The 26482-nt window shown below is 67.6% G+C and carries 25 protein-coding genes and 1 tRNA gene; 15 read left to right on the top strand and 11 right to left on the bottom strand.

The window, feature by feature from the left end; translation table 11 throughout:
* On the top strand, nt 1-1363 hold a 1363-nt coding region (locus tag GBZ48_RS32845), incomplete at its 5' end, for a hypothetical protein (protein ID WP_174474862.1).
* A gap of 7 nt (nt 1364-1370) precedes the next feature.
* Here the strand turns inward: GBZ48_RS32845 and GBZ48_RS32840 are convergent.
* Both GBZ48_RS32840 and GBZ48_RS32835 read right to left on the bottom strand, forming a co-directional pair.
* The gene (locus GBZ48_RS32840) at nt 1371-2753 is read right to left on the bottom strand and encodes a sigma-54-dependent transcriptional regulator (protein WP_174474861.1); all 1383 of its coding nucleotides are present in this window, start codon (nt 2751-2753) and stop codon (nt 1371-1373) included.
* Nucleotides 2754-2760: 7 nt separating this feature from the next.
* Nucleotides 2761-4563 carry a sensor histidine kinase gene (locus tag GBZ48_RS32835; RefSeq protein ID WP_174474860.1) on the bottom strand — a complete coding sequence of 601 codons (1803 nt, stop codon included), beginning with the start codon at nt 4561-4563 and terminating at the stop codon, nt 2761-2763.
* Between the two features lie 300 nt (nt 4564-4863).
* Between GBZ48_RS32835 and GBZ48_RS32830 the strand changes: the two genes are divergently transcribed.
* Entirely contained in the window at nt 4864-5484 is a 621-nt protein-coding gene (locus GBZ48_RS32830; protein WP_174474859.1) for a class I SAM-dependent methyltransferase, read from the top strand.
* A gap of 19 nt (nt 5485-5503) precedes the next feature.
* Here GBZ48_RS32830 and GBZ48_RS32825 read toward each other — a convergent pair whose 3' ends face one another.
* A complete protein-coding gene (locus GBZ48_RS32825; RefSeq protein ID WP_246307618.1) occupies nt 5504-6721 on the bottom strand; it encodes an acyltransferase family protein in 1218 nt (405 codons plus the stop codon).
* A gap of 163 nt (nt 6722-6884) precedes the next feature.
* Here GBZ48_RS32825 and GBZ48_RS32820 point away from each other — a divergent pair, with 163 nt between their 5' ends.
* Both GBZ48_RS32820 and GBZ48_RS32815 read left to right on the top strand, forming a co-directional pair.
* A complete protein-coding gene (locus GBZ48_RS32820) occupies nt 6885-7730 on the top strand; it encodes a uroporphyrinogen-III synthase (RefSeq protein ID WP_174474858.1) in 846 nt (281 codons plus the stop codon).
* A gap of 141 nt (nt 7731-7871) precedes the next feature.
* A complete protein-coding gene (locus GBZ48_RS32815; protein WP_174474857.1) occupies nt 7872-9032 on the top strand; it encodes a cytochrome-c peroxidase in 1161 nt (386 codons plus the stop codon).
* 32 nt (nt 9033-9064) lie between these two features.
* On the opposite strand, the gene GBZ48_RS32810 is transcribed toward GBZ48_RS32815, so the two are convergent.
* From GBZ48_RS32810 to GBZ48_RS32795, 4 genes are all read right to left on the bottom strand, one after another.
* Nucleotides 9065-9235: a hypothetical protein gene (locus GBZ48_RS32810; RefSeq protein WP_174474856.1), complete on the bottom strand. Its 171-nt coding sequence runs from the start codon at nt 9233-9235 to the stop codon at nt 9065-9067.
* A 184-nt stretch (nt 9236-9419) separates the two neighbouring features.
* Nucleotides 9420-9977, bottom strand: a complete 558-nt coding sequence (locus GBZ48_RS32805) for a hypothetical protein (RefSeq protein ID WP_174474855.1) — start codon at nt 9975-9977, stop codon at nt 9420-9422.
* Between the two features lie 212 nt (nt 9978-10189).
* Nucleotides 10190-11665 carry a cytochrome c oxidase accessory protein CcoG gene (gene ccoG / locus GBZ48_RS32800; protein WP_246307617.1) on the bottom strand — a complete coding sequence of 492 codons (1476 nt, stop codon included), beginning with the start codon at nt 11663-11665 and terminating at the stop codon, nt 10190-10192.
* A gap of 241 nt (nt 11666-11906) precedes the next feature.
* The gene (locus tag GBZ48_RS32795; protein ID WP_425486036.1) at nt 11907-12335 is read right to left on the bottom strand and encodes a YqaA family protein; all 429 of its coding nucleotides are present in this window, start codon (nt 12333-12335) and stop codon (nt 11907-11909) included.
* Nucleotides 12336-12614: 279 nt separating this feature from the next.
* Here GBZ48_RS32795 and GBZ48_RS32790 point away from each other — a divergent pair, with 279 nt between their 5' ends.
* Complete coding sequence (locus GBZ48_RS32790) at nt 12615-14486, top strand: PAS-domain containing protein (RefSeq protein WP_174474853.1); 1872 nt, start codon at nt 12615-12617, stop codon at nt 14484-14486.
* 110 nt (nt 14487-14596) lie between these two features.
* On the opposite strand, the gene GBZ48_RS32785 is transcribed toward GBZ48_RS32790, so the two are convergent.
* Complete coding sequence (locus GBZ48_RS32785; protein ID WP_174474852.1) at nt 14597-15511, bottom strand: LysR substrate-binding domain-containing protein; 915 nt, start codon at nt 15509-15511, stop codon at nt 14597-14599.
* A 109-nt stretch (nt 15512-15620) separates the two neighbouring features.
* Here GBZ48_RS32785 and GBZ48_RS32780 point away from each other — a divergent pair, with 109 nt between their 5' ends.
* The 3 genes from GBZ48_RS32780 to GBZ48_RS32770 are packed head-to-tail and all read left to right on the top strand — an operon-like array spanning nt 15621 to nt 17016.
* The gene (locus GBZ48_RS32780; RefSeq protein ID WP_174474851.1) at nt 15621-16022 is read left to right on the top strand and encodes a tautomerase family protein; all 402 of its coding nucleotides are present in this window, start codon (nt 15621-15623) and stop codon (nt 16020-16022) included.
* Complete coding sequence (locus GBZ48_RS32775; protein WP_174474850.1) at nt 16019-16453, top strand: cupin domain-containing protein; 435 nt, start codon at nt 16019-16021, stop codon at nt 16451-16453. The genes GBZ48_RS32780 and GBZ48_RS32775 overlap by 4 nt, the downstream gene beginning before the upstream one ends.
* On the top strand, nt 16450-17016 hold the full coding sequence (locus GBZ48_RS32770; RefSeq protein ID WP_174474849.1) for a DUF4865 family protein: 567 nt from the start codon (nt 16450-16452) through the stop codon (nt 17014-17016). Before GBZ48_RS32775 ends, GBZ48_RS32770 begins: the two co-directional genes overlap by 4 nt.
* A gap of 101 nt (nt 17017-17117) precedes the next feature.
* On the opposite strand, the gene GBZ48_RS32765 is transcribed toward GBZ48_RS32770, so the two are convergent.
* Both GBZ48_RS32765 and GBZ48_RS32760 read right to left on the bottom strand, forming a co-directional pair.
* Nucleotides 17118-17203 (bottom strand) — tRNA-Tyr (locus GBZ48_RS32765).
* A 169-nt stretch (nt 17204-17372) separates the two neighbouring features.
* A complete protein-coding gene (locus GBZ48_RS32760) occupies nt 17373-18239 on the bottom strand; it encodes a hypothetical protein (RefSeq protein WP_174474848.1) in 867 nt (288 codons plus the stop codon).
* Nucleotides 18240-18724: 485 nt separating this feature from the next.
* On the opposite strand from GBZ48_RS32760, the gene GBZ48_RS32755 reads away from it, so the two are divergent.
* From GBZ48_RS32755 to GBZ48_RS32735, 5 genes are all read left to right on the top strand, one after another.
* On the top strand, nt 18725-20341 hold the full coding sequence (locus tag GBZ48_RS32755; protein ID WP_174474847.1) for a DegQ family serine endoprotease: 1617 nt from the start codon (nt 18725-18727) through the stop codon (nt 20339-20341).
* 114 nt (nt 20342-20455) lie between these two features.
* Nucleotides 20456-21217 (top strand): glycosyltransferase family 2 protein, encoded by a 762-nt coding sequence (locus GBZ48_RS32750; protein ID WP_174474846.1) that lies wholly within the window; start codon nt 20456-20458, stop codon nt 21215-21217.
* Between the two features lie 57 nt (nt 21218-21274).
* A complete protein-coding gene (locus GBZ48_RS32745; protein ID WP_174474845.1) occupies nt 21275-21610 on the top strand; it encodes a lipid-A-disaccharide synthase N-terminal domain-containing protein in 336 nt (111 codons plus the stop codon).
* Complete coding sequence (locus GBZ48_RS32740) at nt 21607-23313, top strand: glycosyltransferase family 39 protein (protein ID WP_174474844.1); 1707 nt, start codon at nt 21607-21609, stop codon at nt 23311-23313. Before GBZ48_RS32745 ends, GBZ48_RS32740 begins: the two co-directional genes overlap by 4 nt.
* A gap of 171 nt (nt 23314-23484) precedes the next feature.
* The gene (locus GBZ48_RS32735; RefSeq protein ID WP_174474843.1) at nt 23485-23883 is read left to right on the top strand and encodes a hypothetical protein; all 399 of its coding nucleotides are present in this window, start codon (nt 23485-23487) and stop codon (nt 23881-23883) included.
* A 6-nt stretch (nt 23884-23889) separates the two neighbouring features.
* Here GBZ48_RS32735 and GBZ48_RS32730 read toward each other — a convergent pair whose 3' ends face one another.
* Entirely contained in the window at nt 23890-24891 is a 1002-nt protein-coding gene (locus tag GBZ48_RS32730) for an ROK family protein (protein WP_174474842.1), read from the bottom strand.
* Between the two features lie 265 nt (nt 24892-25156).
* Here GBZ48_RS32730 and GBZ48_RS32725 point away from each other — a divergent pair, with 265 nt between their 5' ends.
* Together GBZ48_RS32725 and GBZ48_RS32720 are read left to right on the top strand one after the other, a co-directional pair.
* Nucleotides 25157-25918: a hypothetical protein gene (locus GBZ48_RS32725; RefSeq protein WP_246307616.1), complete on the top strand. Its 762-nt coding sequence runs from the start codon at nt 25157-25159 to the stop codon at nt 25916-25918.
* A gap of 396 nt (nt 25919-26314) precedes the next feature.
* Nucleotides 26315-26482: ABC transporter permease subunit (locus GBZ48_RS32720; RefSeq protein ID WP_423319691.1), on the top strand; the 168-nt coding region annotated here is incomplete at its 3' end.

Raw genomic sequence — 26482 nt, 5'->3', positions numbered from 1 at the left:
GGTCTGGGGCGTCGGCCGCCGGCTGGCAGGGCCGCGGGCGGGGTTCCTCGCCGGGGCGCTGCTGGCGCTGTGCGGTCCCTGGTATGGCGGACTGTTCAACCATACCAAGGACATTCCCTTCGCCGTGCTGATGATGGCGGCGGTGGCGCTGCTGGTCCGGCTGGCCGGGCAGATGCCGCGGCCGCGCCTGCCCATGGTGCTGGGATTCGGCGTCCTCGTCGGGCTGGCGCTGGGCATCCGGGTCGGGGCGCTGCTGCTGTTTGGCTATGCGGCGGCGATGCTGGCGGGGTGGCTGCTGATGGGCGGCATTTCCGTTGCCCGGCTGCGCGAGACCGGGCGGGGAGCGCTGTGCCTGCTGCCGGCGCTGCCGGTCGCCTATGGGCTGATGGCTGTCTTCTGGCCCTGGGCGGTTCTGGAGCCGCTGAACCCGTTGCGGGCGCTGGCCGATTTCTCGCACTTCCATTACCCGATCCGCACCCTGCTGGGCGGCACCGAATATTGGATGTACGAGGTGCCGCGCAGCTATCTGGTCTGGTATCTCGGGATCAAGCTGCCGCTGGTGATGCTGGGCGGTGCCGTGCTGGGACTGATGGTTCTGCCGGCGGCGATGCATCGGGACCGGCTGGCCGGTGGGGAGGGCATCGCCCGCGCGGTCGGCTGCGGGCTGGTGGCGCTGGCGGCGCTGTTTCCGGTGGCCTGGTTCACCGTCACCCATGCGCCCGGCTATACCGCGATCCGCCATTTCCTGTTCGTGCTGCCGCCGCTGGCCGTGCTGGGCGGCATCGGGCTCGACCGGCTGCTCGGCTGGGCCGGCGCCTGGAGGTTCGGCGTGTCCCAGCGAACCGGGCGGGGACTGTCTGCCGCCGTGCTGGCCGGAATTGCGCTGGCGCTGGTCCTGGGGCGAGAGGCTGTGGTCCTGGAGTCGCTGCATCCCAACGAATATGTCTATTTCAACGAACTGGTCGGCGGCGTTGCCGGCGCGGTGCGCAAATACGATGTGGATTACTGGGCCAACAGCCTGCCCGAAGCCGTCGAGGATCTGTCGGAGGTCATCGCCGCGGAGGAGGCGCGCACCCACCGCCACCGCAGCTACAGCGTCGCCGTCTGCGCCGAACCGCTGGCTTTCGAGAAGCTGGCCCCGGCCAATCTGCATTGGGTCACCGACTGGACCCGCGCCGACTTCTTCATCGCGCCGACGCAGGAGGATTGCGACACGCTGATGGCCGGCCCGACGGTGGCGGAGGTCGAGCGTGACGGCGCACTGCTGGCGGTGGTGAAGGATCTGCGCAAGCCGGAGGAACCGGCAACGACCGTCGAAATGGCCCGCTTGCGCACCGGCCGCCAGCAGCGCCACTGGTGGTGACGGTCGGCTATCCCCGTGGCAGGAAGCGCGTGCGGTCCAGGCCGTGGCGGGCCATCTTCTCGTTCAGGGTGCGGCGGGGGATGTCCAGCAGGTCCATCACCGCCTTGATGTCGCCCTTGCAGCGCTCCAGCGCCTGTTCGATCACCCGTTTTTCAAAGGCGTCGACCTGATCGGCCAGGGCGCGCGGCGTGGCCGCCGTTTCTCCCCCAATGGGGCGGCGGCGCAGCAGGCCGGCAACGCCGCTGCGCCCCACCGACAGGACGTGGCGTTCGGCCAGATTGCGCAGCTCCCGCACATTGCCGGGCCAGTCGTGGGCCAGCAGGGCGTCGAGGTCGGCCGGCTCCAGCGGACGCGGTTCGCGGCCATGGCGGGCGGCGAACTCGGCGGTGAAATAGTCGAACAGCAGCGGAATGTCCTCCGCCCGCGCCCGCAGCGGCGGGATGTGCAGCTCCGCCACGTTCAGCCGGTAATAGAGGTCGGCGCGGAAACGTCCCTCCTCGCTGAGGTCGAGCAGGTCGATCTTGGTCGCCGCGACCAGCCGCAGATCGACCGCGACCTGCTTGTTGGAGCCCAGCCGTTCGATGGTGCGTTCCTGGAGCGCGCGCAGCAGCTTGACCTGGATGGCGAGCGGCATGCTCTCGATTTCGTCGAGGAACAGGGTGCCGCCGCTGGAATGCTCCAGCTTGCCGGCGCGGCGTTGGGTGGCGCCGGTGAAGGCGCCGGGCTCGTGCCCGAACAGCTCGCTTTCCGCCATGCTGTCGGGGATGGCGCCGCAATTGACGGCGACGAAGGCGCCCTTTGAGCCTCTGGGACCGAAATCGTGCAGGCAGCGGGCGACAAGTTCTTTCCCCGTGCCGGTCTCGCCATGGATCAGCATGCTGGCGCTGGTGGCGGCAAGGTCGATCAGGTCGCGTCGCAGCTCGGCGACGGCGGGAGAGGTGCCGATCAGCCGCGCCTCGATCCCGCCGCCGGACGCGCGGCGGCGCAGTCCGCGATTCTCCAGCACCAGCCGGCGCTTCTCCGCCGCGCGGCGGAGGACGGCGACCAGATGATCGGGTTCGAAGGGCTTCTCGATGAAGTCGTAGGCGCCGCGCCGCATCGCCTCCACCGCCAGGGCCACGTCACCATGGCCGGTCACCAGGATCACCGGCAGGTCGGCGTCGCGCTCCAGCGCCCGTTCCAGCACTGCCATGCCATCCATCCGCGGCATCCGCACGTCGGTCACCAGCACGCCGGGAAAGTCGGGCGACAGCAGGTCCAGCGCCGGCTGCGGCGTCTCGAAGCCCTGTGCCGCGAAGCCGGCCAGTTGCAGCCATTGCGTCACCGACACGCGCATCGCCAGCTCGTCGTCGATGAATAGCACGGGAGTGGCAAGCGGATCGGTCTTCATCTGGGCCTCACTGTGCCTCCGGCAGCTGGACGACGAAGCAGGCGCCGCCCTCGGGATTGTTCTCCGCCCGCAGCGTGCCGCCGAAGTCCCGCACGATGCCATAGGACAGCGACAGCCCGAGGCCAAGCCCCTGTCCGACCTCCTTGGTGGTGAAGAAGGGGTCGAACAGCTGGAACTGGTGCGCCTCGGCGATGCCGGTGCCGGTGTCGCGGATGCGGATTTCCCAGTTGTCGCCGTTTGGAGCGGCATTGCGGGTGGCGGTCAGGGTCAGGCGCCGGTCCCCGCTGCCCTCCATGGCGTCGGCGGCGTTGCGCAGCAGGTTGACGAAGACCTGTTCCAGCCGCACCGCGTCGCCGCGCACACGGGCGTCGGGCGGGATCGACCGGTCAACCTGCACCTCCTCCTCGCGCAGGCGGGAGGCGAGAAGCGCCAGCGCGCGGTCCATGGCGCGGGCGACCGGAACGGCCTCTACCCGTGCCGGCCCTTTGCGGGCGAACTCCTTCAGATGGCCGGACAGCAACGCCATCCGCTCCGCCAGATCGCCGATCATGGCGAGGTTGTCGCGAACCATCGCCGTTTCCCCCCGTTCCGCCAGCAGCCGGGTGGAGGCGACGAAGGTGCGGATGGCGGCCAGCGGCTGGTTGATCTCGTGGGCCAGTGCCGCCGACATCTGGCCGAGCGCCGCCAGCTTGCCGGCCTGCACCAGCTCCTCCTGCGCGTCGCGCAGGATGCGGTTGGCGGTCACCAGTTCGGCCGTGCGCTCCTCCACCCGGCGTTCCAGCGTCACCCGCGCCTCACGCTGGAGCCGCAGGGTCTGGCGCCGCTGCCAGCCCAGCGCTGCCGCCGCGGCCAGCAGCAGGATGCCCATGGCGGTCAGAATGGCGGCACCGGCCGCTTGTGCCTTCACCGGCTCCAGGTCGGACAGGAAGCGGATGGTCCAGCCGAACTCCGGCAGGGCAAGCTCCTGCATCAGAAAGGCGCGGCGGTTTGCCTCTGGACCTGAGATGGGAAGACTGACCAGCCGCGCGCCGTTTTCCATCAGCGGGCCGTCACGCAGGCCGAGCGGCGGCAGGTCGCTGCGGTCATACTGGCGGGTCTGGGACAGCCGGGCCGTTACCGCGTCGGGCAGCGGGCGCAGGGCGCGGTATTTCCATTCGGCATGGCTGGACAGGAAGACGATGCCGTTTTCGTCGGTGACCAGCACCCGCTCGCCACCGGCGGCCCAGTCGCGCTGGACCGTTTCCAGATCGATCTTGACCACGGCGACGCCGGTCAGCGCCTCGCCCTGACGCACCGCGTGCGACAGGAAATAGCCGGGCAGGCCGGTGGTGACGCCGATGCCGAAATAACGGCCGCTGCCGGTCTCCACCGCCTGACGGAAATAGGGGCGGAAGTCGTAGGTGTGCCCGACGAAGCTCTGCGCTGGATCGGCCCAGTTGCTGGACGCCAGCGCCAATCCCTTGCGGTCCACCACATAGAGCGCCGCCGATCCGGCCGCCGCGTTCGCCGTCTCCAGCCGGCGGTTCACGGCGTCGCGCCGCTGATCCGAAGGAGCGTCCAGCAGGTCGAGCACCTCATGGTCGCGGGCGACCAGGAAGGGCAGATAGTCGTACCGGCCGACCGCGTTGCGGATGCTGCTGGCATAGAGGCCAAGACGCTGGTCGCCATTGAGGGTCAGCGCCGCCCGCGCCTCCGCTTCCGCCCAGCGATAGGCGCCCCAGCAGGCCATTGCCGTCACCGCGGCCAGCGCCGCGACGAGGATCGCCATCCTGCGGCGGCGCAGCGGACGGAAGGGAACGGTGTCGACCATGCCTGTCTATGGAGCCGCCGGGGCGATGCTGTCCAGCGCCTTTTCCCATAGGATCGACGAACGTCAAGGCTGCGTTGGTTCTTGAATGAACGTTCAATCAAAAAAGAAAACGAAGAGATGATTGCGAATGACTTTGTCGACAACATCAAATGGATATGCGCCCGGTGCGTGACATTGGCCGGGTTTTGTTGTTTGCGTCACTTTCGGGATGCAGGAAAGCCGGCTATGGTGCGCCGCCGACGGCTTGGGCTTGACCTTGCCGAACCTGCCGAAAACGGGATCGAAAAGGGGGACAGGATCATGGACGCCGAATCCATTCGCGCTGCTTATCGCCGCTACGCCGGCTTCTACGACCGCGTGTTCGGGGTGCTCCTGGCATCGGGCCGGCATGCGGCGGTGGAGTGGCTGAACCGCCGCGGCGGCCTGCGCATCCTGGAGGTCGGCGTCGGCACTGGCCTGTCGCTGTCCGACTACCGCAAGGACAACCGCGTCGTCGGCATCGACCTGTCCACCGACATGCTGAAGGTGGCGCAGGAGCGGGTGGAGCGCGAGAAGCTCGACCATGTCGAGGGGCTGCTGGAGATGGATGCCGGCAAGCTGGCCTTCGCCGACGGCAGTTTCGACGTGGTGGTCGCCATGTATGTGATGACCGTCGTCCCCGACCCCCAGGGCACGATGGCGGAGCTGGAGCGCGTCTGCAAACCCGGTGGCGACATCGTGATCGTCAACCATTTCGCCGCCCCCGAAGCCGGCGTCCGCCGCGCGGTGGAGGGGTGGCTGTCGCCCTTGTCGAAGAAGCTCGGCTGGCGGCCGGATTTCACGCTGGATGCGATGATGACCGGGTCGCGGCTGGCGGTGGAGAGCATCCGCACCCTGCCGCCCTTCGGGCTGTTCAGCCTCCTGCACTGCCGGCGTGGCTAGAGTGTGATGGCCGCGATCGTCAGGCTGGAACGCGCTCGGCACGGTCGTTCCGACGCAGGGCGCGGCTCCGCCGGCCGGCCATGATCGCCGGCCGCTCGATCGCCAGATGGACGAGGCTGGCGACGGCCACGACGAGGATGCCTGTCCCCGCCAGCGCCAGCGCGTACAGCCCTGCATCCTCCCCGACAAGGGTACGCACGGGAGCGTTGGCGGTGACCGCTGTCCAGATCACGATCCCGTGCAGCAGATAGACGCCGTAGCTGATGTCTCCCAGCCATAGAACCGGCTGACAGGTCAGGGCTCCGCGGAATCTCTGACCGGCGGCGACGGCGGCGAAGAACAGGCTGAGCCCCAGCAAGGGGAGCGGCGCATAGGCGGTGTCGAAGCCTGCCACAGCCGCCGACAGGCCGGCGAGCGCCACCGCCAGACCGCGGTCCGACCGCGCGAACCGGACGAGTCCGGGCCGGCGGATCGCATGGGCGGCGGCGATGCCGCCCAGGAAGCATTCCAGCACCGCAAGGCTGAAATTGTGGAAATAGAGCAGAAGGATCAGCGTCACGGCGACCGAGACGAGTGCCGGCCGCAGCCGGCGTGCCGGCGTGACCAGGAAGGCGAGTGCCGGCAGCGCCGCGTAGAACAGCAGCTCGTAGGGCAGGGACCAGGTGGCATAGGCGACGATCTGCCCGGTGTTCTCCAGGCCGTTGATCGGCGGAGCCTTGAAGGTCGCCCAGCCGACCAGCCGGCGCAGCAGGTCGAGCGGACCGGTTCTGACTTCGAAACCCGTCGAGGCCAGCGCCAGCACCGCGACCAGCAGCACGGCGACCGCATAGACCGGATAGACCCGGTAAATGCGGGACGACACGAAGCCCGGCCAATCCATGTCCGGCCCGGCCTTCAGCAGCTTGTCCCAGAACAGGAAAGCGGTGACCATGAAGAACAGCGCCACGCTGCTCTGTCCCAGTTGGGTGTAGAGCCGCGAGGGCGGCAGCGCCCAAAGGCCGGTGTGGAGATATTGCCAGGTGATGATGCCGTGATGGATGAACACGGCATAGGCCAGCAGCCCGCGCATCCCGTCGATGGCGGCGTAGCGGCCATCATTCCGGCTTTCGGGGCTGGCCTGCGGGCGAAGCGGATGGGGAACGAGGCGCAGAATGGCCCAGGACGCGCAGATCGCCACCGCGAAGAGGAAAACCGCCAGGAGCGGGGAGAAGGCCATAGCGTCGTTCCGGATCGTCATGCGCAGCCCTCGTGGGGCCGCGTGATGGGGAGATGCCTGCGGACCGCTTGTCAAGGCCGTTCGCCGGTCTCCGGCTGGGGCCGCCGCTCCATCCTGCGTGACCGCGCCCGCCGCCTGCTGTTAGTCTCGCTGTCACCACACGAGCGATCACGGGAGCGGGACCATGGCCGGACAGAGCGGCGATCTGGCGGGGAAGCGGATTCTGGTACCGGAAAGCCGGGACCTCGACCTGTTCGCCGGCATGATGGAACAGCATGGCGCCGAAACGATCCGCTGCCCGATGGTGAAGATCCTCGACCTCGACGATCCGGCGCCGGCACGGGCATGGCTGGAGCAGCTGCTGACCGAGGGGTTCGACGACATTGTCCTGCTGACTGGCGAGGGGCTGCGGCGGTTGATGACTGTCGCCCGCGCCATGGAGCGCGAGGCCGAGGTGATCGCCGCCATCGGCCGCGCGCGGGTCTTCGTCCGTGGCCCGAAGCCGGTGAAGGCGCTACGCGAGATCGGTTGCGCCCCCTACAAATCCGCCCCGGCCCCGACCACCGACGGCGTCATCGCCATGCTGGGGGAAGAAGATCTGGCTGGCCGCCGCGTCGGCATCCAGCTCTACCCCGACAACCCGAACGAACCGCTGCTGGAGGCGGTGCGGGCGCGTGGTGGCCAGCCGGTGGCGATCACCCCCTACCGTTACGCCAACGATTCGGAGACCGGCGCCGTCCAGGCGGCGATCCGCGACATGGCGGAGGGGCGCATCGACTTCGTCGCCTTCACCGCCTCCCCCCAGGTGCGGCGCCTGCATGAGGTGGCGGAGGCCTGCGGCCTTGGCGACGCCTTCCGCCAGGGCTTTGCCAGGACGCGCATCGCCGCCGTCGGTCCGGTGGTGGCCGAGGCGGTGGAGGCGGCCGGCGGAACCGTCGCGGTTTCTCCGGACTCGACCTTCCACATGAAGCCGCTGGTCAACGCCATCCGCCGGCTGCTGAGCGAGGGGGAAGGAAACGGGCCGGCCTGATCGGGCCAGGGCCTTTGCCGGTCAGCGACCTTTCGCCCCACCCCTCTTCCGCGCAGGTCAATTGATAACAATTCTCACTCTCGATTAACCTTTGACGCTCAGTGTCGGCCTCAGTCAGTGGCCGTTGCCAGGAGCGTCATCATGCCCACCCCCTCCCTTTCCTTCCCCCGTGCATTGGCGCTGGCGTTCTTGTCGGCCGGTCTGGCGGGGGGCGGAGCGGCGCTTGCCGCCGATCTCTTGAGCAAGGAGAGGCTGGGGGAGGCGCTGTTCTCGGACACCGCCCTGTCGGCCAACCGCACCCAGTCTTGCGCCGACTGTCACAACCCGGATTTCGGCTTCGCCGATCCGCGCACCGGCGGTGCGGGCGGGGCGGCGTCGGTCGGCGACAACGGCAAATCGGTGGGCGACCGCAACGCGCCGACGGCGAGCTATGCAGCCTTCACGCCGTCCTTCCACATCAAGGCCGACGGGAAGGCGGTCGGCGGGCAGTTCTGGGACGGCCGCGCCGCCACCCTGAAGGATCAGGCCGGCGGTCCGCCGCTGAACCCGGCGGAGATGGGGCTGGCGTCCAAGGAGCAGGCACGCGCCCGGCTGGCGGAGAATCCCGACTATGCCCGTGCCTTCGTGGCGCTCTACGGCGCCGGCGTGCTGGACGATGCGGAGCGCGCCTATGACGCGATGAGCGACAGCATCGCCGCCTTCGAAAAGACCGACCGCTTCGCGCCCTTCGATTCGAAATACGACCGCTCCCTGCGCGGCGAGTACAAGATGACGGCGGAGGAGGATCTGGGGATGACCCTGTTCTTCTCCACCCAGTTCACCAACTGCAACCAATGCCACAAGCTGAAGCCGATGCCGGCTGCCGCGGGCGAGACCTTCACCAACTACGAACACCACAACATCGGCGTGCCGGCCAATCCCGCCCTGCGCGAGGCGACGGCCAAGCCGGGCTTCGCCGACCGCGGTCTGCACGACAATCCGGCGGCGGCCAAGCCCGCCTACGAGGGGAAATTCAAGACACCGACCCTGCGCAACGTCGCGGTGACCGGCCCCTACATGCACAACGGGGTGTTCAAGGATCTGGAAACGGTGGTCCGCTTCTACGACCACTACAACAACCGGACGGAAAAGGCCGCGCTCAACCCGGAGACGGGCAAGCCGTGGGGGCCACCGGAGGTGGCGGCGAACCTGTCGTCAAAGGAACTGGAGTCGGCGCCCGCCCTGGATACGCGCCGTGTCAAGGCGCTGGTCGCCTTCATGAAGACGCTGACAGACGCACGGTACGAGCATCTGCTGAAGTAGAGCAGCCATTGAACGGAATCGGGCTGCGGCCTTCAGTGACCGATGTCGATGCGGAAGAGTTCCAGGTCCAGCAGTTCCATCGACATCCGGGGGCGCCCGGTGGCCTTGCGGGAGGCCAGTCTGCGGGCCAGTGGCTGGCTGAGCCAAGCGGCGCGGGCGCGGTCGAACAGGGAGGTGCAGCGGTGGGACAGTCTGGCGTTCATGGCTGGTCGAACTCTCTCGCAAAAGGTTTAAGTCGGCGGCGGCGTGGCTCCCGTGAGCAGTTGCAATAAGAATGTCCTGGCACTGTGACAGTTTCTATCGCCCGAAGGTCTAATCCCTACGCCTTTGGGCAGGGAATCGATCCTCTTCGCCGCGATCTTCGACCAAAGACGGAGGGGCAGGGCGTCACATCGCCACGCCGACCAGCCGGCGCAGGGCGTCGCGCGCCTCGCTGTCCAGAACGGGGATGCCGTTGCGGGCCTCCAGCATGAAGGCGCCGGGATCGGACAGGGTGCGCATGGCGAAGCCGGCAACCGTCGGCGGTTCGCTGCTGAGCGGCTGCTGGTCGTAGACGGGGGTGAAGCTGCAGCCGGCGAGCAGCGCACGGATCATCAGCGACTCGTCCGACGTGGCGCCGGCCGCCGGGGTGTTGATGCCGAACAGCAGCCGTTCCGCCTCCGCCTCGGTCACCATCCCGCGATCCAGCAGGATGTCGACCATGGCGGAACTGGTCATCACCGGCGCTGCGCGCCCCTTCCAGCAGAATCGACCGTCGTCCCAGCCGACATCCAGGCTGCGGAAGATCATGTAGGGTTCGCTGCTGCCGGGCGCGCCGGCCACGATGTAATTCACCCGGACAAGCCCGTTCCATGCCCCGGCCGGCGCAACGATGCAGGACAGCCCGTTGCGGGTCAGGCGCAGGTAGGTGTCGTTGATGCCCGATGGTTCGAAATCAAAAAGCATGGGACCTTCACCTCGCTGCCACCCGTCACCAAGCTGCCGGACGGCACTTTGTCGCCGTGGCCCAGCCTGCGTTCGCTTGAGTCAGGTGAGTGGCTCGGGTGCCCGCGCAAACTGTCCATGCGGGCGTCCCCCCTTTGCGCACAAAAGCGAAAGGCGGTAGGCCGTTCCGACGGCCACCGCCTTTCGCGCTCATGCCAAGGTGTTGGCGACCGTCAGTTGGCGGGGCCGAGGAAAACGCTGTCGCGGCTGTTCTTCTCGGCCGTGCCGGTGTCGGACAGTTGGAAGGTCAGGGGAAGGGAGGTGGCGGTGAGCGCTGCGCGCGGGGCCGTCACATAGACGCGGTAGGTGGCGACGCTGTCCGGCTCCGCCGAGATTGTGGCGGTGTGGGCGGCGGCCTCATCCTCCGCCTCGCCGATCACCTTGATGTCGGCATTGGGCAGGCCGGCGACGCTGAGGGTGTAGGAGCGGTTCTGCCGGGTCTTGTTGGCGACCTTGAAGGTGTAGGCGTTGCGGATCGAGCCGTCGGACAGCGTCACGAACAGCGGGGCGCGGTCGCGCAGAACGGTGATGTTCAGGCTGGGGCGGAGCGCGAAGCTCCAGGCCATCGCGCCGCCGATGACCAGCATCATCAGGGCATAGACGATGACGCGCGGACGGATCAGGTGCCATTGATAGCTCTTGCCGGAAGCCCGCGTGTCCTGGGCGGCCAGCGAATCGAAGGCGATCAGTCGGGTGGGCAGGCCCTGCTGGATCATGATGCTGTCGCAGGCGTCGACGCACAGTCCGCAATTGATGCAGTCGGACTGCTCGCCGGTGCGGACGTCGATGCCCATCGGGCAGACCTGCACGCACTGACCGCAGTCGATGCAGTCGCCGAAGCCCTGGGCGCGGCGCTCGTCCCAGCTCTGCGATTTGCGCTTCGGGCCGCGGTTGTCGCCGCGGTCGACCTGATAGGTGACGACCAGCGAATGTTCGTCCAGCATCGCGCTCTGGATGCGCGGCCACGGGCACATGTACATGCACATCTGCTCGCGCGTCCAGCCGGCCATCACATAGGTCATGCCGACGAAGATGCCGAAGAACGACGTCGCCTCGTAGCTGGCCTGGAAGGTGGCCAGATCGTGCAGCAGGGCAGGGGCGTCGGTGAAATAGGCGAGGAAGCCGAAGCCGGTGACGAGGCTCAGCGCAATCCAGCCGGCATGCTTGCCGGCCTTGCGCAGGATCTTGCGCGTCGTCCAGGGCTGCTTCTCCATGCGGATGCGCTCCGCCCGGTCGCCTTCGAAGACCCGCTCGATCCACACGAACAGGTCGGTCCACACCGTGTGCGGGCAGGCGAAGCCGCACCAGACACGCCCGGCCAGCGCCGTCGCCAGGAACAGGCCCAGCGCCGCGACGATCAGGATGCCGGTGAGGTAATAGATCTCCTGCGGCCAGATCTCGATCCAGAACAGGAAGAAGCGCGGCGTGGTCAGGTCGAACAGCACCGCCTGGGCCGGCGCATCGGGACCGCGCTCCCAGCGGATCCAGGGGGCGATGAAGAACAGTGCCAGAAGAACGGAGAAGGTGACGGTCTTCAGGCGGCGATAGAGGCCCTTGACCGCCTTCGGATGAATCGTCTTATGGTTTTCGTACAGCGGAACCTTGGCGGGTTGGGCGGGGCCCTGCTGAACGATGCTTCCGTCTGGCATGTCGATGCGCCTGATTTCCGGTTCCACGTTGGCGCGGAGCATAGTCGACCGCCGATGCGGCGCGTTTGACCTCTGTCAAACAACGTCGATATTCCGAAAAGCCCCTTCAGGTCCGAGGCCTTTCACCGGTTCGAGGGATCCGCGTTTCGGGGTCCGTTAATACTGTGCCGGCGGGCCCGTTCACAAGCTCATTGTTGTCGGATTCCAACGGCATCACGCACAATACTGCTACTATACTGTGCTATACTGCAACAATCAGCACAACGTACCGTCCCAGCTTGCCGACGGTCACCAGCAGCAGGAACAGGCGCAGGTCGACGCGCAGGATGCCGGCGACGAGCGTCAGCGGATCGCCGATCACCGGCACCCAGGCCAGCAGCAGCGACCAGACGCCGAAACGCTGGTACCATCCGGTCGCCCGTTCGACCAGCGGGCGGGAAACCGGGAACCAGCGGCGGTCCTGAAAATGCATCAGATAGCGGCCGAGCGCCCAGTTGATCGTGGAACCGGCGACATTTCCGGTGGTCGCCACCAGAACCAGCAGGCCGTCGTGATAGTTGCCGGATGCATGCAGCCCGGCGAGCAGAAGTTCGGACTGGGCGGGAAAAATCGTCGCGGCCACCAGCGCCACCAGGAACAGGCTGCCATAGGCCGCGACATCCCCCATCATACAAATCCTTTTCCCGTCAACGGCTTGACTGCCGCACCGCACGACAGCCGCTGGATTAGGCTTCGTGGCCGCGTAAAATCAAGAGGCCTGTCCGCCGGATTTCCCGGGAATCGTCCTGCAATGGCGCTTGCCCGGCAACTTAAGAGATATAAGAATGCGAAATATAAATCTGCCCGCGTGCTTGAATTCGTGAGTATTCCCGTAATCAATCCTATTTGGAGTAGGGTCTTCGTGCGACTTCGGTGGCTGGCGGACTGAGCGGAGGGAGTAGGCACGGGCATGGGGGAAACCGGGTTCGCCCGCTTCGACGCCGACGAACGTCTGGTGTGGGCCAATGCCGCCTTCGCGGCCCGGTTCGACGTGGGCGGCAACACGACGCTGGATGGTCTGTTCGGCAGCCTGCTGGGCGGTGCGATGACCGATCTGCGCCGCGGCCGGCCGATGACGTCGGGGCTTCCCGACGGCAGCGCCGTCACATTGGCGCTGGGAAGCGGTGGAGCGGGCGAATGGCTGCTGACGGCGGTCGAGGCCGCCGTTGCCGGCATCCCGGCGGAGCGTGAACCGTGGGAGAAGACCAGTTCGGTGCTCGACTGCCTCAGCCAGGGGGTGATGGCCTTCGACCGCGACCTCCGGCTGGTCGCCTGGAACCGGCGCGTGCTGGAGCTGCTCTACATCGATCCCGGATTTCCGCGCTATGCCCAGCCTTATGAGGTGGTGGTCCGCCACATCGCGGAGCAGGGCGGCTACGGCCGCGGCAACGTCGACGATCTGGTGGCGCAGCGGCTGCACCATATCCGCAAGGCGCCCTGGCCCTTCTACAACGAGCGTGTCCGGCCCGACGGCGTCATCATCGAGACGGTGACCCTGCCGCTGCCCGACGGCGGATTCGTCACCACCTACACCGACATCACCCGCCGCAAGCAGGCGGAGCGGGAGCTGGCCTCCAGCCGGGACTTGCTGGAACAGGCGATCCGGGCGGCGCGCGAGGGCATCTCGCAGTGGGACCTGCACAGCGGGGAGGTGTGGTTTTCCCCGCAATGGTGGGGCCTGCTGGGATATTCCGAAGCGGAAATGGACAACAGCCGCCGCCGCTGGGAGGAGCTGCTCCATCCGCAGGACCGCGACGCCGCGCTGGAGATGGTGGAGGAACTGGCGGCCGGCCGCCGGTCGGAAAGCCGTCAGCTCCAGCGCTTCCGCCACCGGTCCGGCCAGACGATCTTCCTGGAAACCCGCGTGCTCGCCGTGGCGGGGAACGACGGCCGGATCGTCCGCATCGTCGGCGCCCACACCGACGTCACCGAAAGCGTCCACGCGGCCGAGGCGGTGCGTGCCGCCAAGGATGAGGCCGAGCGGGCCTTGCAGGATTTGAAGGAGGCGCAGGTCCAACTGATCCAGGCGGAGAAGATGGCGGCCCTGGGATCGCTGGTGGCCGGCGTGACGCACGAGATCAACACGCCGGTCGGCATTGCCCTGACCGGCGCCTCGCTGTTGGCGGAGAAGACCCGTGCCTTGCGGCATCTCTTCGAAGCCGGCAGCCTGCGGCGCGGCGATTTCGCGGACTACATCGACATCGCCGACGAGGCGACGCAGCTGATGCTGCTGAACATCGAGCGCGCGACCCGCTTGGTCCAGAGCTTCAAGCAGATCGCCGTGGATCAGGCCAGCGAGGAACGCCGCGTCTTCGAATTGAACCAGTACATCCACGAGATTCTGCGCAGCCTGGGCATGCGCATCCGCCGCGGCGGGCATTCGGTCGAGGTGCGCTGTCCGGATGGTCTGACGCTCGACAGCTACCCCGGCGCTTTCGGCCAGATCCTGACCAATTTCGTCATCAACTCGCTGCTGCACGGCTATGAGCCCGGCGTGCGCGGCCGGCTGACCGTGACGGTCACGGTGACCGGCGGAGAGGTGGAGCTTGTCTATGCCGACGACGGGCGCGGCATTCCGGCCGACCTGCACGGCAAAATCTTCGAGCCCTTCTTCACCACCAGCCGCGACCGCGGCGGCAGCGGGCTGGGCTTGAACATCGTCTACACGCTGGTCACGCGCACCCTGCGCGGCCGGCTGCGGCTGGAGAGCGAGCCGGGGGCGGGGACCGCCTTCACGCTGCGCTTCCCGCGTGTGACGCCCGCCGATCCGCTGCCGCGTTAGAGTGTGATCGGTTCAAGCGGAATCGCGTGAAGCGTGAATCACACGGAAAACCAAAAGATTAGAGTCTGCCTGATGCTTCAATAAGCATCAGGCAGACTCTAAGGCCGGCGTCAGCCGGCGCCCGGTGTTTCCGGCATCCAGCCGGCCGGCAGTGTTTCGCGCAACGCCTGCCGGATGATGGTGGCGAGATGATCGCCAATCGGGTTCGGTCCCTTGTCGGACCGCAAGAGTCTGAGGCCGAGCGACGGAAGTTGCGGCAAGCCGCAGGCGACGGGATCGAGCACGCGTACCGCCGCTGGCCGGCCCACCGGTGTCCTCAAGGCGATGCCGAGCCCCGCCGCCGCCGCCGCCCAGAGGCCGCCCAGGCTCGGGCTGACGAAGGCGATGCGCCAGGCAATCCCATGCCGGTCCAGATGGTCGCAGGCGATGGTGCGCAGCAGGCATGGCGCCTCCAATGCGGCGAGCGGCAACGGCTCGTTCCCGTCGGCCTGCCAGATTGGCGCCTCCTCCGCCGCGGTCAGCCAGCACAGCGGCAATGAGGCGATCCGTTCGGGGGCCGATGCGCTGCCGTCGTCCCATGCCAGAGCCAGATCGAGATGGCCGGAGGCGATCTTCTCGGACAGCTCGCTGTTGCGGGCGATGCGCCCCTCGATCCGGACCTTGGGGTGGGCGCGGGCGAAGCGGCCGAGAACCTGCGGCAATACGGTCTCGCCGAAATCCTCCTGAATTCCCAGACGGACCCAGCCCTCCAGCCCCGCGCCGCGAACGGCGCTCATCGCCTCGTCATTCAGGTTCAACAGACGCCGGGCATAGGAGAGCAGCACCTCGCCGCCATCGGTGAGCGTCAGCCCGCGACCCGATTTGCGCACCAGCGCTGTCCCGGTCTGCTCCTCCAGCTTCTTGAGCTGGGCGCTGACCGCCGATGTCGACCGCCCGAGCCGATCGGCGGCCTGGGCGAAGGATCCGGCGTCGATGCCGGCGACGAAACTGCGCAGCGCATCCATATCGAGGTTGGTGAGGCGCATTTTGAAAATCCCGTAAATCAGGACGATTCGTTCAAAATAATCTGATTATCGGGATGATAATCTCCATCCATACTGGGGCTGTCAATCGCTCAAACAGGAGCGGCATGCCATGCCCTTCACACGGATTTCTTTGCTCGCGGGTAAATCGCCGGCCTATCTCGCGGCCGTTTCCGACAGTCTGGACCGTGCGCTGGTCGACTGCTTCGAGGTTCCGGAGAACGACCGATTCTTGGCTATTCACCAGCATCAACCACATGAACTGGTCTTTGACCGGACCTATCGTGGCGGTCCGCGCTCGGATGACTTCATCGTCTTTCACATCACCACCGGAAAGCTGCGGTCGCCGGAAACCAAGGCGCGCTTCTACCGGCGGCTGGTCGAGATTCTCGCGGCGTCGCCGGGTGTGCGGCCGGAAGACGTGATGATCGTGATCGCCGATTCGACCTTCGAGGATTGGTCTTTCGCATCCGGTGTGTCCGCCGCGCTGCCGGCGCAGGAGGCCCTTCCATGACCGGCTATTTTGAAATGCAGATGTCCTGTCCGCCCGCCATGACCGTCCGACGCGCCGGCGAAGGGGTTGTTTCCGCGCCCGAAGGGATCGCCAACGGCTCCTTTCTCGTCCAGATGCTGCTGTCGAGCCGGACAGAGGGCGAGATGACGGCGATGCGCGCCTTCATCCCGCCGGGCGTCGTGACCCACTGGCACAGCCATCCGTCCGGACAGCTTCTTTTCGTGCTCGACGGTGTCGGTCTCGTGCAGCGCGAGGGCGGCGAGCCGGTCGAGGTCCGTACCGGGGACGCCGTCTGGTTCGCACCCGGCGAACGCCACTGGCATGGTGCGGCACCGTCCAGTCCGTTCAGCTATGTCAGCGTCCAGCCGGTGCGGGACGGAACCGCCGTTCACTGGATGGAAGCCGTCGAGCAGGGGGAGCTTTCCCGATGATCGCCATGCAATACAGCTTCGTGCTGCCCGCCGATTACGACATGGCGATCATCGACCGCCGCATTCGTGAGAAGGGGCCGCTGCTCGACTGTTTTCCACGGCTGCGTTTCAAAGCCTATCTCGCGGCAAGAAAACAGGATGCCGGTTTTGTCAGCGCAGAAAACCTCTATGCGCCGTTCTACCTGTGGGATGAGCCGGAAGGGATCGACAGCTTTCTTTCCAGTCCGGGTTTTGCCTCACTGACACGCGATTTCGGCTGGCCGTCCGTGCAGACATGGCTGGTTTGGCATGCAGAGCTGTCGGGGAATTTGAAAGACGCGACTTACGCGACCCGCGACATCGCTGCGATTGCCGCCTATTCGGATTTGGCTTCACGGCAGGACAATGCCATCGCGGAGGCAAAGTCGGCGATTGACGCCGGTGCATTGGCCGCCGTTGCCGCATTCGATCCGACGGGATGGAAGATGACGAAAGTCACGCTCTGGGCCGGGCTGCCGCCGGGGGTGACGGAGACGATGCAACTTTACACCGTCGGGCATGTCTCGCTGCCAAACGAACAATAAAGCCGCGCACCGACGGCGCAGGATCGCTGTAACCAAGGGGGAGTTTGCAGCACATCAGCCGTCTGGAACGGCGGTCCTGCGAAGCATCGATTTCGCAGGGATGGTGGAAGGGGCTGGATTCGAACCAGCGTACGCGTACGCGGGCAGATTTACAGTCTGCTGCCTTTAACCACTCGGCCACCCTTCCATCGGGGCGCAGAGGAGTAGCCTTTCGATAGGGGGCCGTCAAGACCCTTTTGCACGAAAAACGCAAGCGGAGGCGCGGCAGCGAAAGCGGCAACAAAAAGCCTCCGCCCCACGAGGGGACGGAGGCTTTTCAAAGGGGCCTTTTCAAACCCGCTTTTTCAAAAGTCCGCTCAGTTCGGGCGGCGAGAGGCCCGATGCGCGGGGATCGGGATCGGGCGGATCGCCTGTTCCTCGCGGCGGCTGGCCGACATGTCGATTTCCACGCGGGCCAGGGCCTTGCGCAGTTCGTGCACGGTATCGGACAGGGACTGGATCGTCGCCTCGCTCGGCTGCTGACGCCAGCCGCGATAGGCGGAGATGCAGGCCTTGGCGGTGTCGCGCAGGCGGCCTTCGATCGCATCCACCGGCGGGGTCGGCTGGCCGGGAGCCCGCGGGGCCTCCGGCGCGGCTGCCACCGGTGCGGCCGGAGCCGGCGTGGCGGCGGGGGCCGCCGCCGGGGCGGGGTCCGGACGGTTCAGGCGCAGCGTTTCCGTCGGTGCCGGAGCGGGCGCCGGGGCCGCTGCCGGTGCTTCGGCCGGGGCCGGTTCGGCAGCCGCTTCCGGCCGGGAGGCGCGGGTCAGCGTCGTCCGGCCAGTGCGGCCAGCGGCGCGGCGCGGTTCGGCCGGGGTCTCGGCAGCCGGTGCCGGGGCGGGTTCGGCGGGAGCGGCCACCGGCGTTTCGGCCGGTGTCTCCGGGGCAGCCGCCGTCACCGGAGCGGCGGCTTCGCCAGCCGTGTCCGCTGTGGCGGACGTCCCGGCGTCGGCGATCTGTGCATCGTCCTGTGTCCCGTCACCAGAGACGGCATCGCCCTGGCCGCTCGCGGCCTCCGCCTTCTTGATGATGTAGGAGATGGCACTGGGGGTGCATTCGAATTCGCGTGCGATGGCCGAAAGGGTTGCACCGCTGCGGTAGCGATCAAGAATTTGGGGCCACGCCGACTGCGGAATGCGCCCACGCTTCTTGGGAGACTCCGGTTCGCTCCCGGTTTCTGCGTTCATTATATCGCTCGGTTGCCAAAGTGAATTTTCAGTCATTCGTCAGCATGTCCACCCGGACCGCACGCTTCCGACGCGGGACCACGCGGGCGCGTGCGTCAGCAGCATCGAGGCTTCACGCTGGCGGGCGATGTTTTCGGTATGGATGACTATCGGAAACTCTTCTCAAAAATGCCAGCATAACTTTGCACGGAATCGTGATTTTGTATCCGGTGTCACAACTGGGCACGATGCTTGGTGAAAGGCCTGCGGTTTTAAAAACTGCAGGCGGCCCGAAACCCAGAGTGGAGCGAATCCGCCGCCGGCATCTTCCGGTCGCCGGACTTTTGAAAAGTGCGATGGACCCCGGACGGGGGGTTCCGTGTTTGCAGTTTCAGAACAAACCCGACCGGGGCCCGCCATCCAGTGGTTTCTCGCCCAGGGTCTTTTGGGGAGCCGTCGGTCGCGGCTTCCCTGCTTTACACAACCGTTTTTTGCGGAGACCGTCCATGCCGCATGCGCCCGTGCCGCGTTCGTACCCGATCTTCCGACGCCTTCCGGCCGCGGCGCTGTGCGCGTTGCTGTCCGGCGCGGTGTTTTTGCCAGCGCTGCCGGCCGCCGCACAGGACGCGCCCGCCGTCGGGGCGCCGCCGGGGGCGAGCAGAACATACGCGCCGCCGTCCTTCCGCGACCTTGCCCGCACGCAGATCGACACCGTCGTCAACATCTCCAGCACCCAGGCGCCCCAGCCCTCGGCGGGTGGCGGCCGGCTGCCGGAAGGGATGGACATTCCACCCGGCTCGCCGCTGGAGCAGTTCTTCCGCGAATTCCGCAACCGGCAACGGGGCGGCCAGGGCAACGGCTCGCCGGAAAGCGGGCCGAACGGCGGTCCGCAGGGTGGCGGTCCGCAAGGTCTGCCGAGCATGGCACTCGGCTCCGGCTTCATCATCGATCCGTCGGGCCTCATCGTCACCAACAACCATGTCGTTTCCGACGCGGCCGAAATCGCCGTCACCCTGCATGACGGCACCAAGCTGCCGGCCAAGCTGGTGGGGTCCGACGCGCCGACCGATCTCGCCCTGCTGAAGGTCGAGAGCGCCAAGCCGCTGACCGCCGCCCATTGGGGCGACAGCGAAGCGGTGGAGGTCGGCGATTGGGTGGTCGCCATCGGCAACCCCTTCGGCCTCGGCGGCTCGGTGACCGCCGGCATCCTGTCGGCCCGCGCCCGCGACATCCAGCAGGGCCCCTATGACGAGTATCTGCAGACCGACGCCGCCATCAACCGCGGCAATTCCGGCGGTCCGCTCTATGATGCCGGCGGCTCGGTGATCGGCATCAACACCGCGATCTATTCGCCGACCGGCGGCTCGGTCGGCATCGGCTTCGCCATCCCGTCCTCGCTTGCCAAGCCGATCATCGACCAGTTGAAGGACGGTGGAAAGGTGCGCCGCGGCTGGCTGGGCGTCCAGGTCCAGCGGGTGACGCCGGACATCGCCGAAAGCCTGGGCGTGGAGGGCTCCGGCGGCGCTCTGGTCACCAGCATCTCGCCCGACAGTCCCGCCGCCTCGGCCGGCCTGCGCCAGGGCGACGTCATCACCGCCTTCAACGGCGACCCGCTGGAGCAGATGCGCCAGCTTCCCCGCCTGGTCGCCTCCACGCAGATCGGCCGCACCGTGCCGATGACCCTGCTGCGCGGCGGCAAGCAGCAGTCGATCCAGGTCACCGTCGGCGAACTGCGCGACGAGCCGCAGCAGCTGGCGATGTCGGGATCGAGCGGCGCCCCCCGCTCCGCCCAGCCGGAAGAGAGCAAGTCGGCGCTCGGCCTGAAGCTGGCTCCCTTGACCCCTGGCCTGCGCGAGACCTTCGCCATCGGCGAGGATGTCGACGGTCTGGTGGTCACCGAGGTCGACCGCGACAGCGCGGCCTCGCAGCGCGGGCTCGACCTCGGCGACGTCATCGTCGAGGCCGGGCAGGAACCGGTGGCGACCGCCGCCGATCTGGAAACCCGCATCGCCAAGGCGAAGGAACAGGGGCGCAAGACCCTGCTGATGCTGGTCAGCCGCGGTGGCGACCTGCGCTATGTGCCGCTGCCGCTGGTCCCCGAGACCGGTGGTAAGAAGGGGTAATCCGGCCTCTGCATCCGCATATCGGACGGACGCGGGGATCTGCCCCGCTTCCGTCTCATCCTTTTCCGCTACCGTTCGCCGCGCCGCGAGAGTAATTTGCCGCCCGTTTGGCGAATGGGATGGCAAACCGTGAGCATTTATCCGGAGAGCGGCCAGCCGGTGCGGCTGTCGGTCGTTGTCCCCGTTTTCAACGAGGCCGAGAACGTGCTGCCCCTGCTCGAAGAGATCGAGCGGGCACTGGTTCCGGTCGGCGGTTTCGAGGTCATCTTCGTCGACGACCAGTCCGACGACGACACCCAGGCGCGTCTTGCCCCGGCAGTCGAAGCCGGCCGGCTGCGCGTGCTGCGCCATGTCCAGCGCTCCGGCCAGAGTGCGGCGGTGCGCAGCGGCGTCAAGGCGGCGCGCGGCGAGTTCGTGGTGACGCTCGACGGTGACGGCCAGAACGATCCGGCCGACATCCCGGCGCTGTTCGCCCTGGTGTCGACGGGCGAGGCGGGAGCGCCGGTGCTGGTCGGCGGCCTCAGGAAGAAGCGGCAGGACACCCTGTCGAAGCGCTGGGCCTCGAAGATCGCCAATGCCGTCCGCCAGTCCTTCCTGCAGGACGGCTGCACCGACAGCGGCTGCGGGCTGAAGCTGTTCCGCCGCGACGCCTTCCTCGACCTGCCCTTCTTCGGGGCGATGCACCGGTTCCTGCCGGCGCTGTTCCGCGCCCACGGCCACCCGGTGGCCTATGTGCCGGTGAACCATCGCCCGCGTGAACGCGGCGTGTCAAAATACAACAACTGGCGGCGCGGGCTGATCGGCGTGGTCGATCTGCTGGGCGTTTACTGGCTGAAGCGGCGGACGAAGATGTCGCCGGTCTCAGAACGCCTCTGACGTCTTTCAAAGCCGATCGACCTTCTCACAGCGACCCATTCGCGACAGGATTCTACGATGATTGAGCGCGCCGCAGCGTGGTTCCAGGGGCAAAGCACCACTGACCTGATCTGGGTCGGCGTCGGCGTTTTCGCTCAGATCATGTTCACCATGCGCTTCGTTGTGCAATGGATCGCCAGTGAAAAGGCCCGCCGCAGCGTCATGCCGGAAGTCTTCTGGTACTTCTCGCTGGCCGGCGGCGTCCTGCTGTTCGCCTATGCCATCTACCGCTTCGATCCGGTCTTCATGCTGGGGCAGGGCGCCGGTCTGGTGATCTACGCCCGCAACGTCTATTTCGTCTGGACCCACAAGAAGTCGGTGTCGGCCGGCGACGCGGTGCCGAGCAAGCCGTGACCGCAGCGTCCTCGCCGCAAGGCCATCCGTCGGCCAGCCGCCTGCCGGTCTGGGCCTATGCGCTGCTGGCGCTGGTCGCCGCGGCGCTGTTCCTGCCGGGCTTTACCGTGCTGCCGCCCTTCGACCGGGACGAGGCGCGCTTCGCCCAGGCATCGTCGCAGATGCTGGACAGCGGCAACTATGTCGACATCCGCTTCCAGGACGAGACGCGCTACAAGAAGCCGGTCGGCATCTACTGGCTGCAGACCGCCGCGACCGCCGCCGCCGATGCCGTGCGCGGGATTCCTGTCGGCGCCGACAAGGTCATCTGGACCTACCGCATCCCATCCTTCCTGGGCGCGATCCTGGCCGTCCTCGCCAGCGCCTGGGCGGCGGCCCGGCTGTTCGGCGGCCCGGCCGGCTTCATCGCAGGGCTGATGATGGCCTCCTGCGTCGTGCTGGGGGTCGAGGCCCGGATGGCCAAGACCGATGCCGTGCTGCTCTCCACCGTGGTGATCGGGCAGGCGGTGCTTGCCCACCTCTATCTCGGCCGCCGCGAGCCTGTCCCTGCCGGGCGTGCTGCCTGGGTGGCTCCGCTGGTCTTCTGGATTGCCGCCGGCATCGGCGTGCTGGTCAAGGGGCCGATGGTCCTGCTGGTGTCCGGCAGCACGGCGCTGGTGCTGGCCCTGTGGGACCGCGAGGCCGGGTGGCTGAAGCGGCTGAAGCCGCTGGCCGGGCTCGGCATCGTCGTCGCCATCGCCGCTCCCTGGCTGATCGCCATCGCCATCAAGAGCAAGGGCGCCTTCTTCGCCGAGTCCGTCGGCCACGACATGCTGGGCAAGGTGTCGGGCGGGCAGGAGGGCAAGGGGCTGCCGCCGGGCTATTACCTCGGCACCTTCTGGGTGACCTTCGCCCCCTGGTCGCTGCTGGCCCTGCTGGCGGTTCCCTGGGTGTGGGCGCGCCGCCGGCTGGACGCCGTGCGCTTCTGCATCGCCTGGATAATCCCGAGCTGGCTGGTGTTCGAGGCGGTGCCGACCAAGCTCCTGCATTATACCCTGCCGGTCTTCCCGGCCATCGCCGCCATCGCCGCGGCGGCCCTGATCGACGGTTTCGACCGCAGCCGCGAACGGCCGCGCCGTTGGCTGGTTGCCGCTGCGGTGGCGCTGGGCGTGATCGGTTTCGGTGCCCTGACGCTGGCGGTGGCGGTGATCCCCTGGCTGGTCGATGGCCGGATCGATCCGGTCGGGGTGGCGCTGGTGCCGGCGGTCGGCGGACTCTTCGCGCTCGCCCTGCGCTCGCTTCTGCGCGGGGAGCGGCGGAGCGGGCTTGCCGCCGGGGTCGGTGCCGCGGCGCTGCTCTATGCCGGGACCTATGCCGCTGTGCTGCCGAACATCGACGGCGTGTGGGTCAGCCGGCAGGCTGCCCGCGCGGTGGCGCAGGTCCGGCCCTGCCCGGACAGCGTGGTGGCGACCGCCGGCTATTCGGAGCCGAGCCTGGTCTTCCTGCTCGGCACGCCGACCAGGCTGGTCCATGGCGCCGGCGCCGCCGCGCATCTGACGGCGGACCGCGCCTGCGGGCTGGCCCTGGTGGAGGACCGCGAAGCGCCGGCCTTCCTCGACAGCCTGGGCACCGCCACGCCGCTGCCGCTGGCCGAGCTGTCGGGCTTCAACTACAACACCGGCAAGCGCCTGCACCTGACGCTCTACCGCCTGCCGGCCTCCTGACGGGGCCTCCTAACGGAATAGCCCCAGCGCCCTATCGTAAGGAGGGAGCCATGCCCCGCTTGGGCATGCGGCGACCGGGGTGGGTAACGCGCCTCCGCATTGGACGGCGCGGGTGCTTTGCGTTCGACTGCCCCTTCCGATCCGTTTTCCCGGACGAAAGGTGCCTGTTCGATGACCCGCGTTGCCTTCTCTGCCGATACCGCCATCCGGACCGCCGTCGCCGCCGCTCTGGCGGTGATGACGCTGTCGCTGCCGGCCCACGCCCAGAAGCAGGAATATGCGCCCTGGGTGTACGACCAGATGGTTCCGACCGGCCCGCTGCTGCGCAACCTGGATCAGGCCCAGCCGCTGCCCGGCCCGGCGCCGTCCCATTGGGGGGCGATGAAGGCGGGCAAGGACCGGGCCGGCATGGCGCGTTACGGCACCGACGTGAAACGGACGGACAAGCATTACTCCGCGTCCCATTCGCTGACGCCGCCGCCGGTCGACCCCGCCGCCGCCAAGCGCGTGATGGCGGCGCCGCAGAGTGCCGACGCTCCGCCGGTCCCGCGGACTGCGCGCCGCGACTGAGACGGCTTACCCGGCTGATGGTTCCGGCGGCATTTCTCCCGGCCGCCACAGCCATGCCGCACCGCGCACGCCACTGGAATCGCCGTGGCGGGCGCGGCGCACCTGCGTGTCCAACCGGTCGCTGAAGGCCCAGGGCTGCATCGCCGCCGGCAGCCGGTCATACAGCAGTTCCGCGTTCGACAGGCCGCCGCCCAGCACGATGACGTCGGGGTCCAGCAGGTTGGCGACCGCTGCCAGACCGCGGGCGAGCCGGCCGACCAGCCGGTCCGACGTTGCCCGGCACCCGGCGTCGCCGGTCGACGGGTCGGCGGCGCGGGCCAGGATGGCCGCGGCGTCCAGGCTCTCGCCGGTCGCCGCGAAATGGTCGGCTGCGACCGCAGGCCCCGATACGAAACTCTCCAGGCAGCCCTGCTTGCCGCAATAGCAGGCCGGCCCCGGCCGTTCGTCGTCGGTCGGCCAGGGCAGCGGGTTGTGGCCCCATTCTCCGGCGATGGCGTTGCGCCCGCCCAGCACCCGGCCGTGAACGACGATGCCGGCGCCGCAGCCGGTGCCCAGGATCGCCGCGAACACCACGCCGCAGCCGGCCCCGGCGCCGTCGGTCGCTTCCGACACCGCAAGGCAGTTGGCGTCGTTCTCGATCCGCACCGGCCGGGCGAGCGCCTGGGTCAGGTCGCGTGCAAAGTCGCGCCCGATCAGCCATGTGGAGTTGGCGTTCTTCACCAGTCCGGTCGCCGGGGAGATGGCTCCCGGAATACCCAAACCCACCGTCGCCCTGCTTCCAACGGGAATTTCCCGTTCCAGCCGGGCCACCAGATCGCGGATGGTCGCGACGGTGCCGTCATAATCGCCTTTCGGTGTGGGAACTCTGTGGCGCGCCAGCTGGTTTCCTTGACGGTCGAGCAGGATACCCTCGGTCTTGGTGCCGCCCAGGTCGATGCCGATGCGGTGCCCGCTCCGGTACTCTGTCGCGGCCCCTGTACCGGCCGATTGCGATCCGGTGGCTGCCATGCCCTGTCACCTGTCCGACTGTCCTGCGCCAATCCATAGCGTCGCCGGCCCGGTCCCGTCCAGTGACGCACGCCCCCTCTGGCCAGAGGGGAAGGAACCTTCGGTCACTCAGCGTTGCCTGCCCGACGCGCCGATGGGACAAAACGCAAGCATCGGCCAAATCCCATTGACCCGTCACGGCGTTCGGGTAGAAGGTCGCCGACTGTCGGGCAATGCTGTTTCCCGCCCGAACCCGTCCTGTCGTACCGCGCCACCGGAGCCCCTGATGAGTCGCCAGCGCGCCGCCCTCCGCCATTCCCTCAAAGCCCTGACCGGCGCCGCCGTCCTCGGCGCGCTGCTCGCCCTGCCGGCGTCCGCCGGCGCTGCCGCCAAGGAGCCGGCGAAGCCGGCCGCCGCCAAGGCTGCGCGCCCGGCGAAGTCCAGCGCCCCGGCCACGCCCGCCTGCTACAACCGCGCCGAACATGCGGCCGAGCAGCTGATGCGCATGCACACCGAGATGATGGTGGTCGGCCTGACCTGCCGCACGGTCACGCCGGACAAGAAGCCGTTCGACCTGTACCAGGACTTCTCGGTCAAGAACCGCGCCCTGCTGTCCAGCTCGGAAGCATCGCTGATCAATTTCTACAAACGCTCAGGCTCCGGCGGCAACGCCACCCGGCAGTTCGACATGTTCCGGACGGAGTTGGCGAACGAGATCAGCCGCCGCGCCGCCACCATCGGCATCCCGCAATACTGCGCCAACTTCGTCGACCGCTCGGTCGCTGCGAAGGAGCTGACGGCGGACGACCTGCGCACCCTGACCAGCGACGAGAAGAACGCCGGTCTGATGCATCTGGCCAGCCGTCCGCTCTGCGACGTGAAGGTGGTCAGCAACCCCGACCCGGTCTTCGCCGTCGCCCAGGCCACGCCGGCTCCGGCGGCCAAGGCCACGACCGCCAAGGCGAAGCCGGCCAAGGCCGCCGCTCCGGCCAAGCCGAAGCAGAAGGTCGCTGCCGCCCCGACCAAGCAGTCCGTCGCCGTCCGCTGACGGCCTGACGGTCCACGACGTCTTGCAGAACGCCCTGCCGGCAACCGCCGGTGGGGCGTTTCGCGTTTCCGGCCCTTGCCCTTCGCCACGACGCATGCGGACAACACAAATCTGTCTTGCAAAAATCCGTCAGGCTGGTACTACCGAAAAGGTCAGGAGGGGCACTTGCCGGACGGCCCGGCCGGATCGCAGGAGCCGCCTTCGAACAGGAAAAATCTTGGTCCGTCAGACCAATAGACGGAATTCCGGATGATACGGCATTCCGTTTGGTGAATGGATGGGCTGCACCAGACAGAGTGCACCAGACAGGGGGGCTGCTGTTGCGAGACCGGTGTGCCGAGTGTGCCCGTGCCGCCGCACCCTGCCTTTGCGCCGCGCTGAAGGTGGGATGAGGATATGGAATATTTTCTTCAGCAATTGATCAACGGCTTGTCGCTCGGAGCGATCTACGGCCTGATCGCGATCGGCTACACGATGGTGTACGGCATCATCGGGATGATCAACTTTGCCCATGGCGAGATTTACATGATCGGCTCCTTCGTGGCGCTGATCACCTTCCTGGCC

Origin of the sequence: Azospirillum melinis, from assembly GCF_013340935.1 — a bacterium.
In the GTDB taxonomy this organism is placed as follows: domain Bacteria; phylum Pseudomonadota; class Alphaproteobacteria; order Azospirillales; family Azospirillaceae; genus Azospirillum; species Azospirillum melinis.
The sequence above is the reverse complement of the archived record's forward strand: the minus strand, read 5'-3'. Positions and strand labels throughout refer to the sequence as shown.

What these genes read in the sequence shown, in the direction of transcription:
- GBZ48_RS32840 (WP_174474861.1), bottom strand. Translation starts at nt 2,753, where the DNA reads ATGAAGACCGATCCGCTTGCCACTCCCGTGCTATTCATCGACGACGAG.
- GBZ48_RS32835 (WP_174474860.1), bottom strand. Translation starts at nt 4,563, where the DNA reads ATGGTCGACACCGTTCCCTTCCGTCCGCTGCGCCGCCGCAGGATGGCG.
- GBZ48_RS32830 (WP_174474859.1), top strand. Translation starts at nt 4,864, where the DNA reads ATGGACGCCGAATCCATTCGCGCTGCTTATCGCCGCTACGCCGGCTTC.
- GBZ48_RS32825 (WP_246307618.1), bottom strand. Translation starts at nt 6,721, where the DNA reads ATGACGATCCGGAACGACGCTATGGCCTTCTCCCCGCTCCTGGCGGTT.
- GBZ48_RS32820 (WP_174474858.1), top strand. Translation starts at nt 6,885, where the DNA reads ATGGCCGGACAGAGCGGCGATCTGGCGGGGAAGCGGATTCTGGTACCG.
- GBZ48_RS32815 (WP_174474857.1), top strand. Translation starts at nt 7,872, where the DNA reads ATGCCCACCCCCTCCCTTTCCTTCCCCCGTGCATTGGCGCTGGCGTTC.
- GBZ48_RS32810 (WP_174474856.1), bottom strand. Translation starts at nt 9,235, where the DNA reads ATGAACGCCAGACTGTCCCACCGCTGCACCTCCCTGTTCGACCGCGCC.
- GBZ48_RS32805 (WP_174474855.1), bottom strand. Translation starts at nt 9,977, where the DNA reads ATGCTTTTTGATTTCGAACCATCGGGCATCAACGACACCTACCTGCGC.
- ccoG (WP_246307617.1), bottom strand. Translation starts at nt 11,665, where the DNA reads ATGCCAGACGGAAGCATCGTTCAGCAGGGCCCCGCCCAACCCGCCAAG.
- GBZ48_RS32795 (WP_425486036.1), bottom strand. Translation starts at nt 12,335, where the DNA reads ATGATGGGGGATGTCGCGGCCTATGGCAGCCTGTTCCTGGTGGCGCTG.
- GBZ48_RS32790 (WP_174474853.1), top strand. Translation starts at nt 12,615, where the DNA reads ATGGGGGAAACCGGGTTCGCCCGCTTCGACGCCGACGAACGTCTGGTG.
- GBZ48_RS32785 (WP_174474852.1), bottom strand. Translation starts at nt 15,511, where the DNA reads ATGCGCCTCACCAACCTCGATATGGATGCGCTGCGCAGTTTCGTCGCC.
- GBZ48_RS32780 (WP_174474851.1), top strand. Translation starts at nt 15,621, where the DNA reads ATGCCCTTCACACGGATTTCTTTGCTCGCGGGTAAATCGCCGGCCTAT.
- GBZ48_RS32775 (WP_174474850.1), top strand. Translation starts at nt 16,019, where the DNA reads ATGACCGGCTATTTTGAAATGCAGATGTCCTGTCCGCCCGCCATGACC.
- GBZ48_RS32770 (WP_174474849.1), top strand. Translation starts at nt 16,450, where the DNA reads ATGATCGCCATGCAATACAGCTTCGTGCTGCCCGCCGATTACGACATG.
- GBZ48_RS32760 (WP_174474848.1), bottom strand. Translation starts at nt 18,239, where the DNA reads ATGAACGCAGAAACCGGGAGCGAACCGGAGTCTCCCAAGAAGCGTGGG.
- GBZ48_RS32755 (WP_174474847.1), top strand. Translation starts at nt 18,725, where the DNA reads ATGCCGCATGCGCCCGTGCCGCGTTCGTACCCGATCTTCCGACGCCTT.
- GBZ48_RS32750 (WP_174474846.1), top strand. Translation starts at nt 20,456, where the DNA reads ATGGGATGGCAAACCGTGAGCATTTATCCGGAGAGCGGCCAGCCGGTG.
- GBZ48_RS32745 (WP_174474845.1), top strand. Translation starts at nt 21,275, where the DNA reads ATGATTGAGCGCGCCGCAGCGTGGTTCCAGGGGCAAAGCACCACTGAC.
- GBZ48_RS32735 (WP_174474843.1), top strand. Translation starts at nt 23,485, where the DNA reads ATGACCCGCGTTGCCTTCTCTGCCGATACCGCCATCCGGACCGCCGTC.
- GBZ48_RS32730 (WP_174474842.1), bottom strand. Translation starts at nt 24,891, where the DNA reads ATGGCAGCCACCGGATCGCAATCGGCCGGTACAGGGGCCGCGACAGAG.
- GBZ48_RS32725 (WP_246307616.1), top strand. Translation starts at nt 25,157, where the DNA reads ATGAGTCGCCAGCGCGCCGCCCTCCGCCATTCCCTCAAAGCCCTGACC.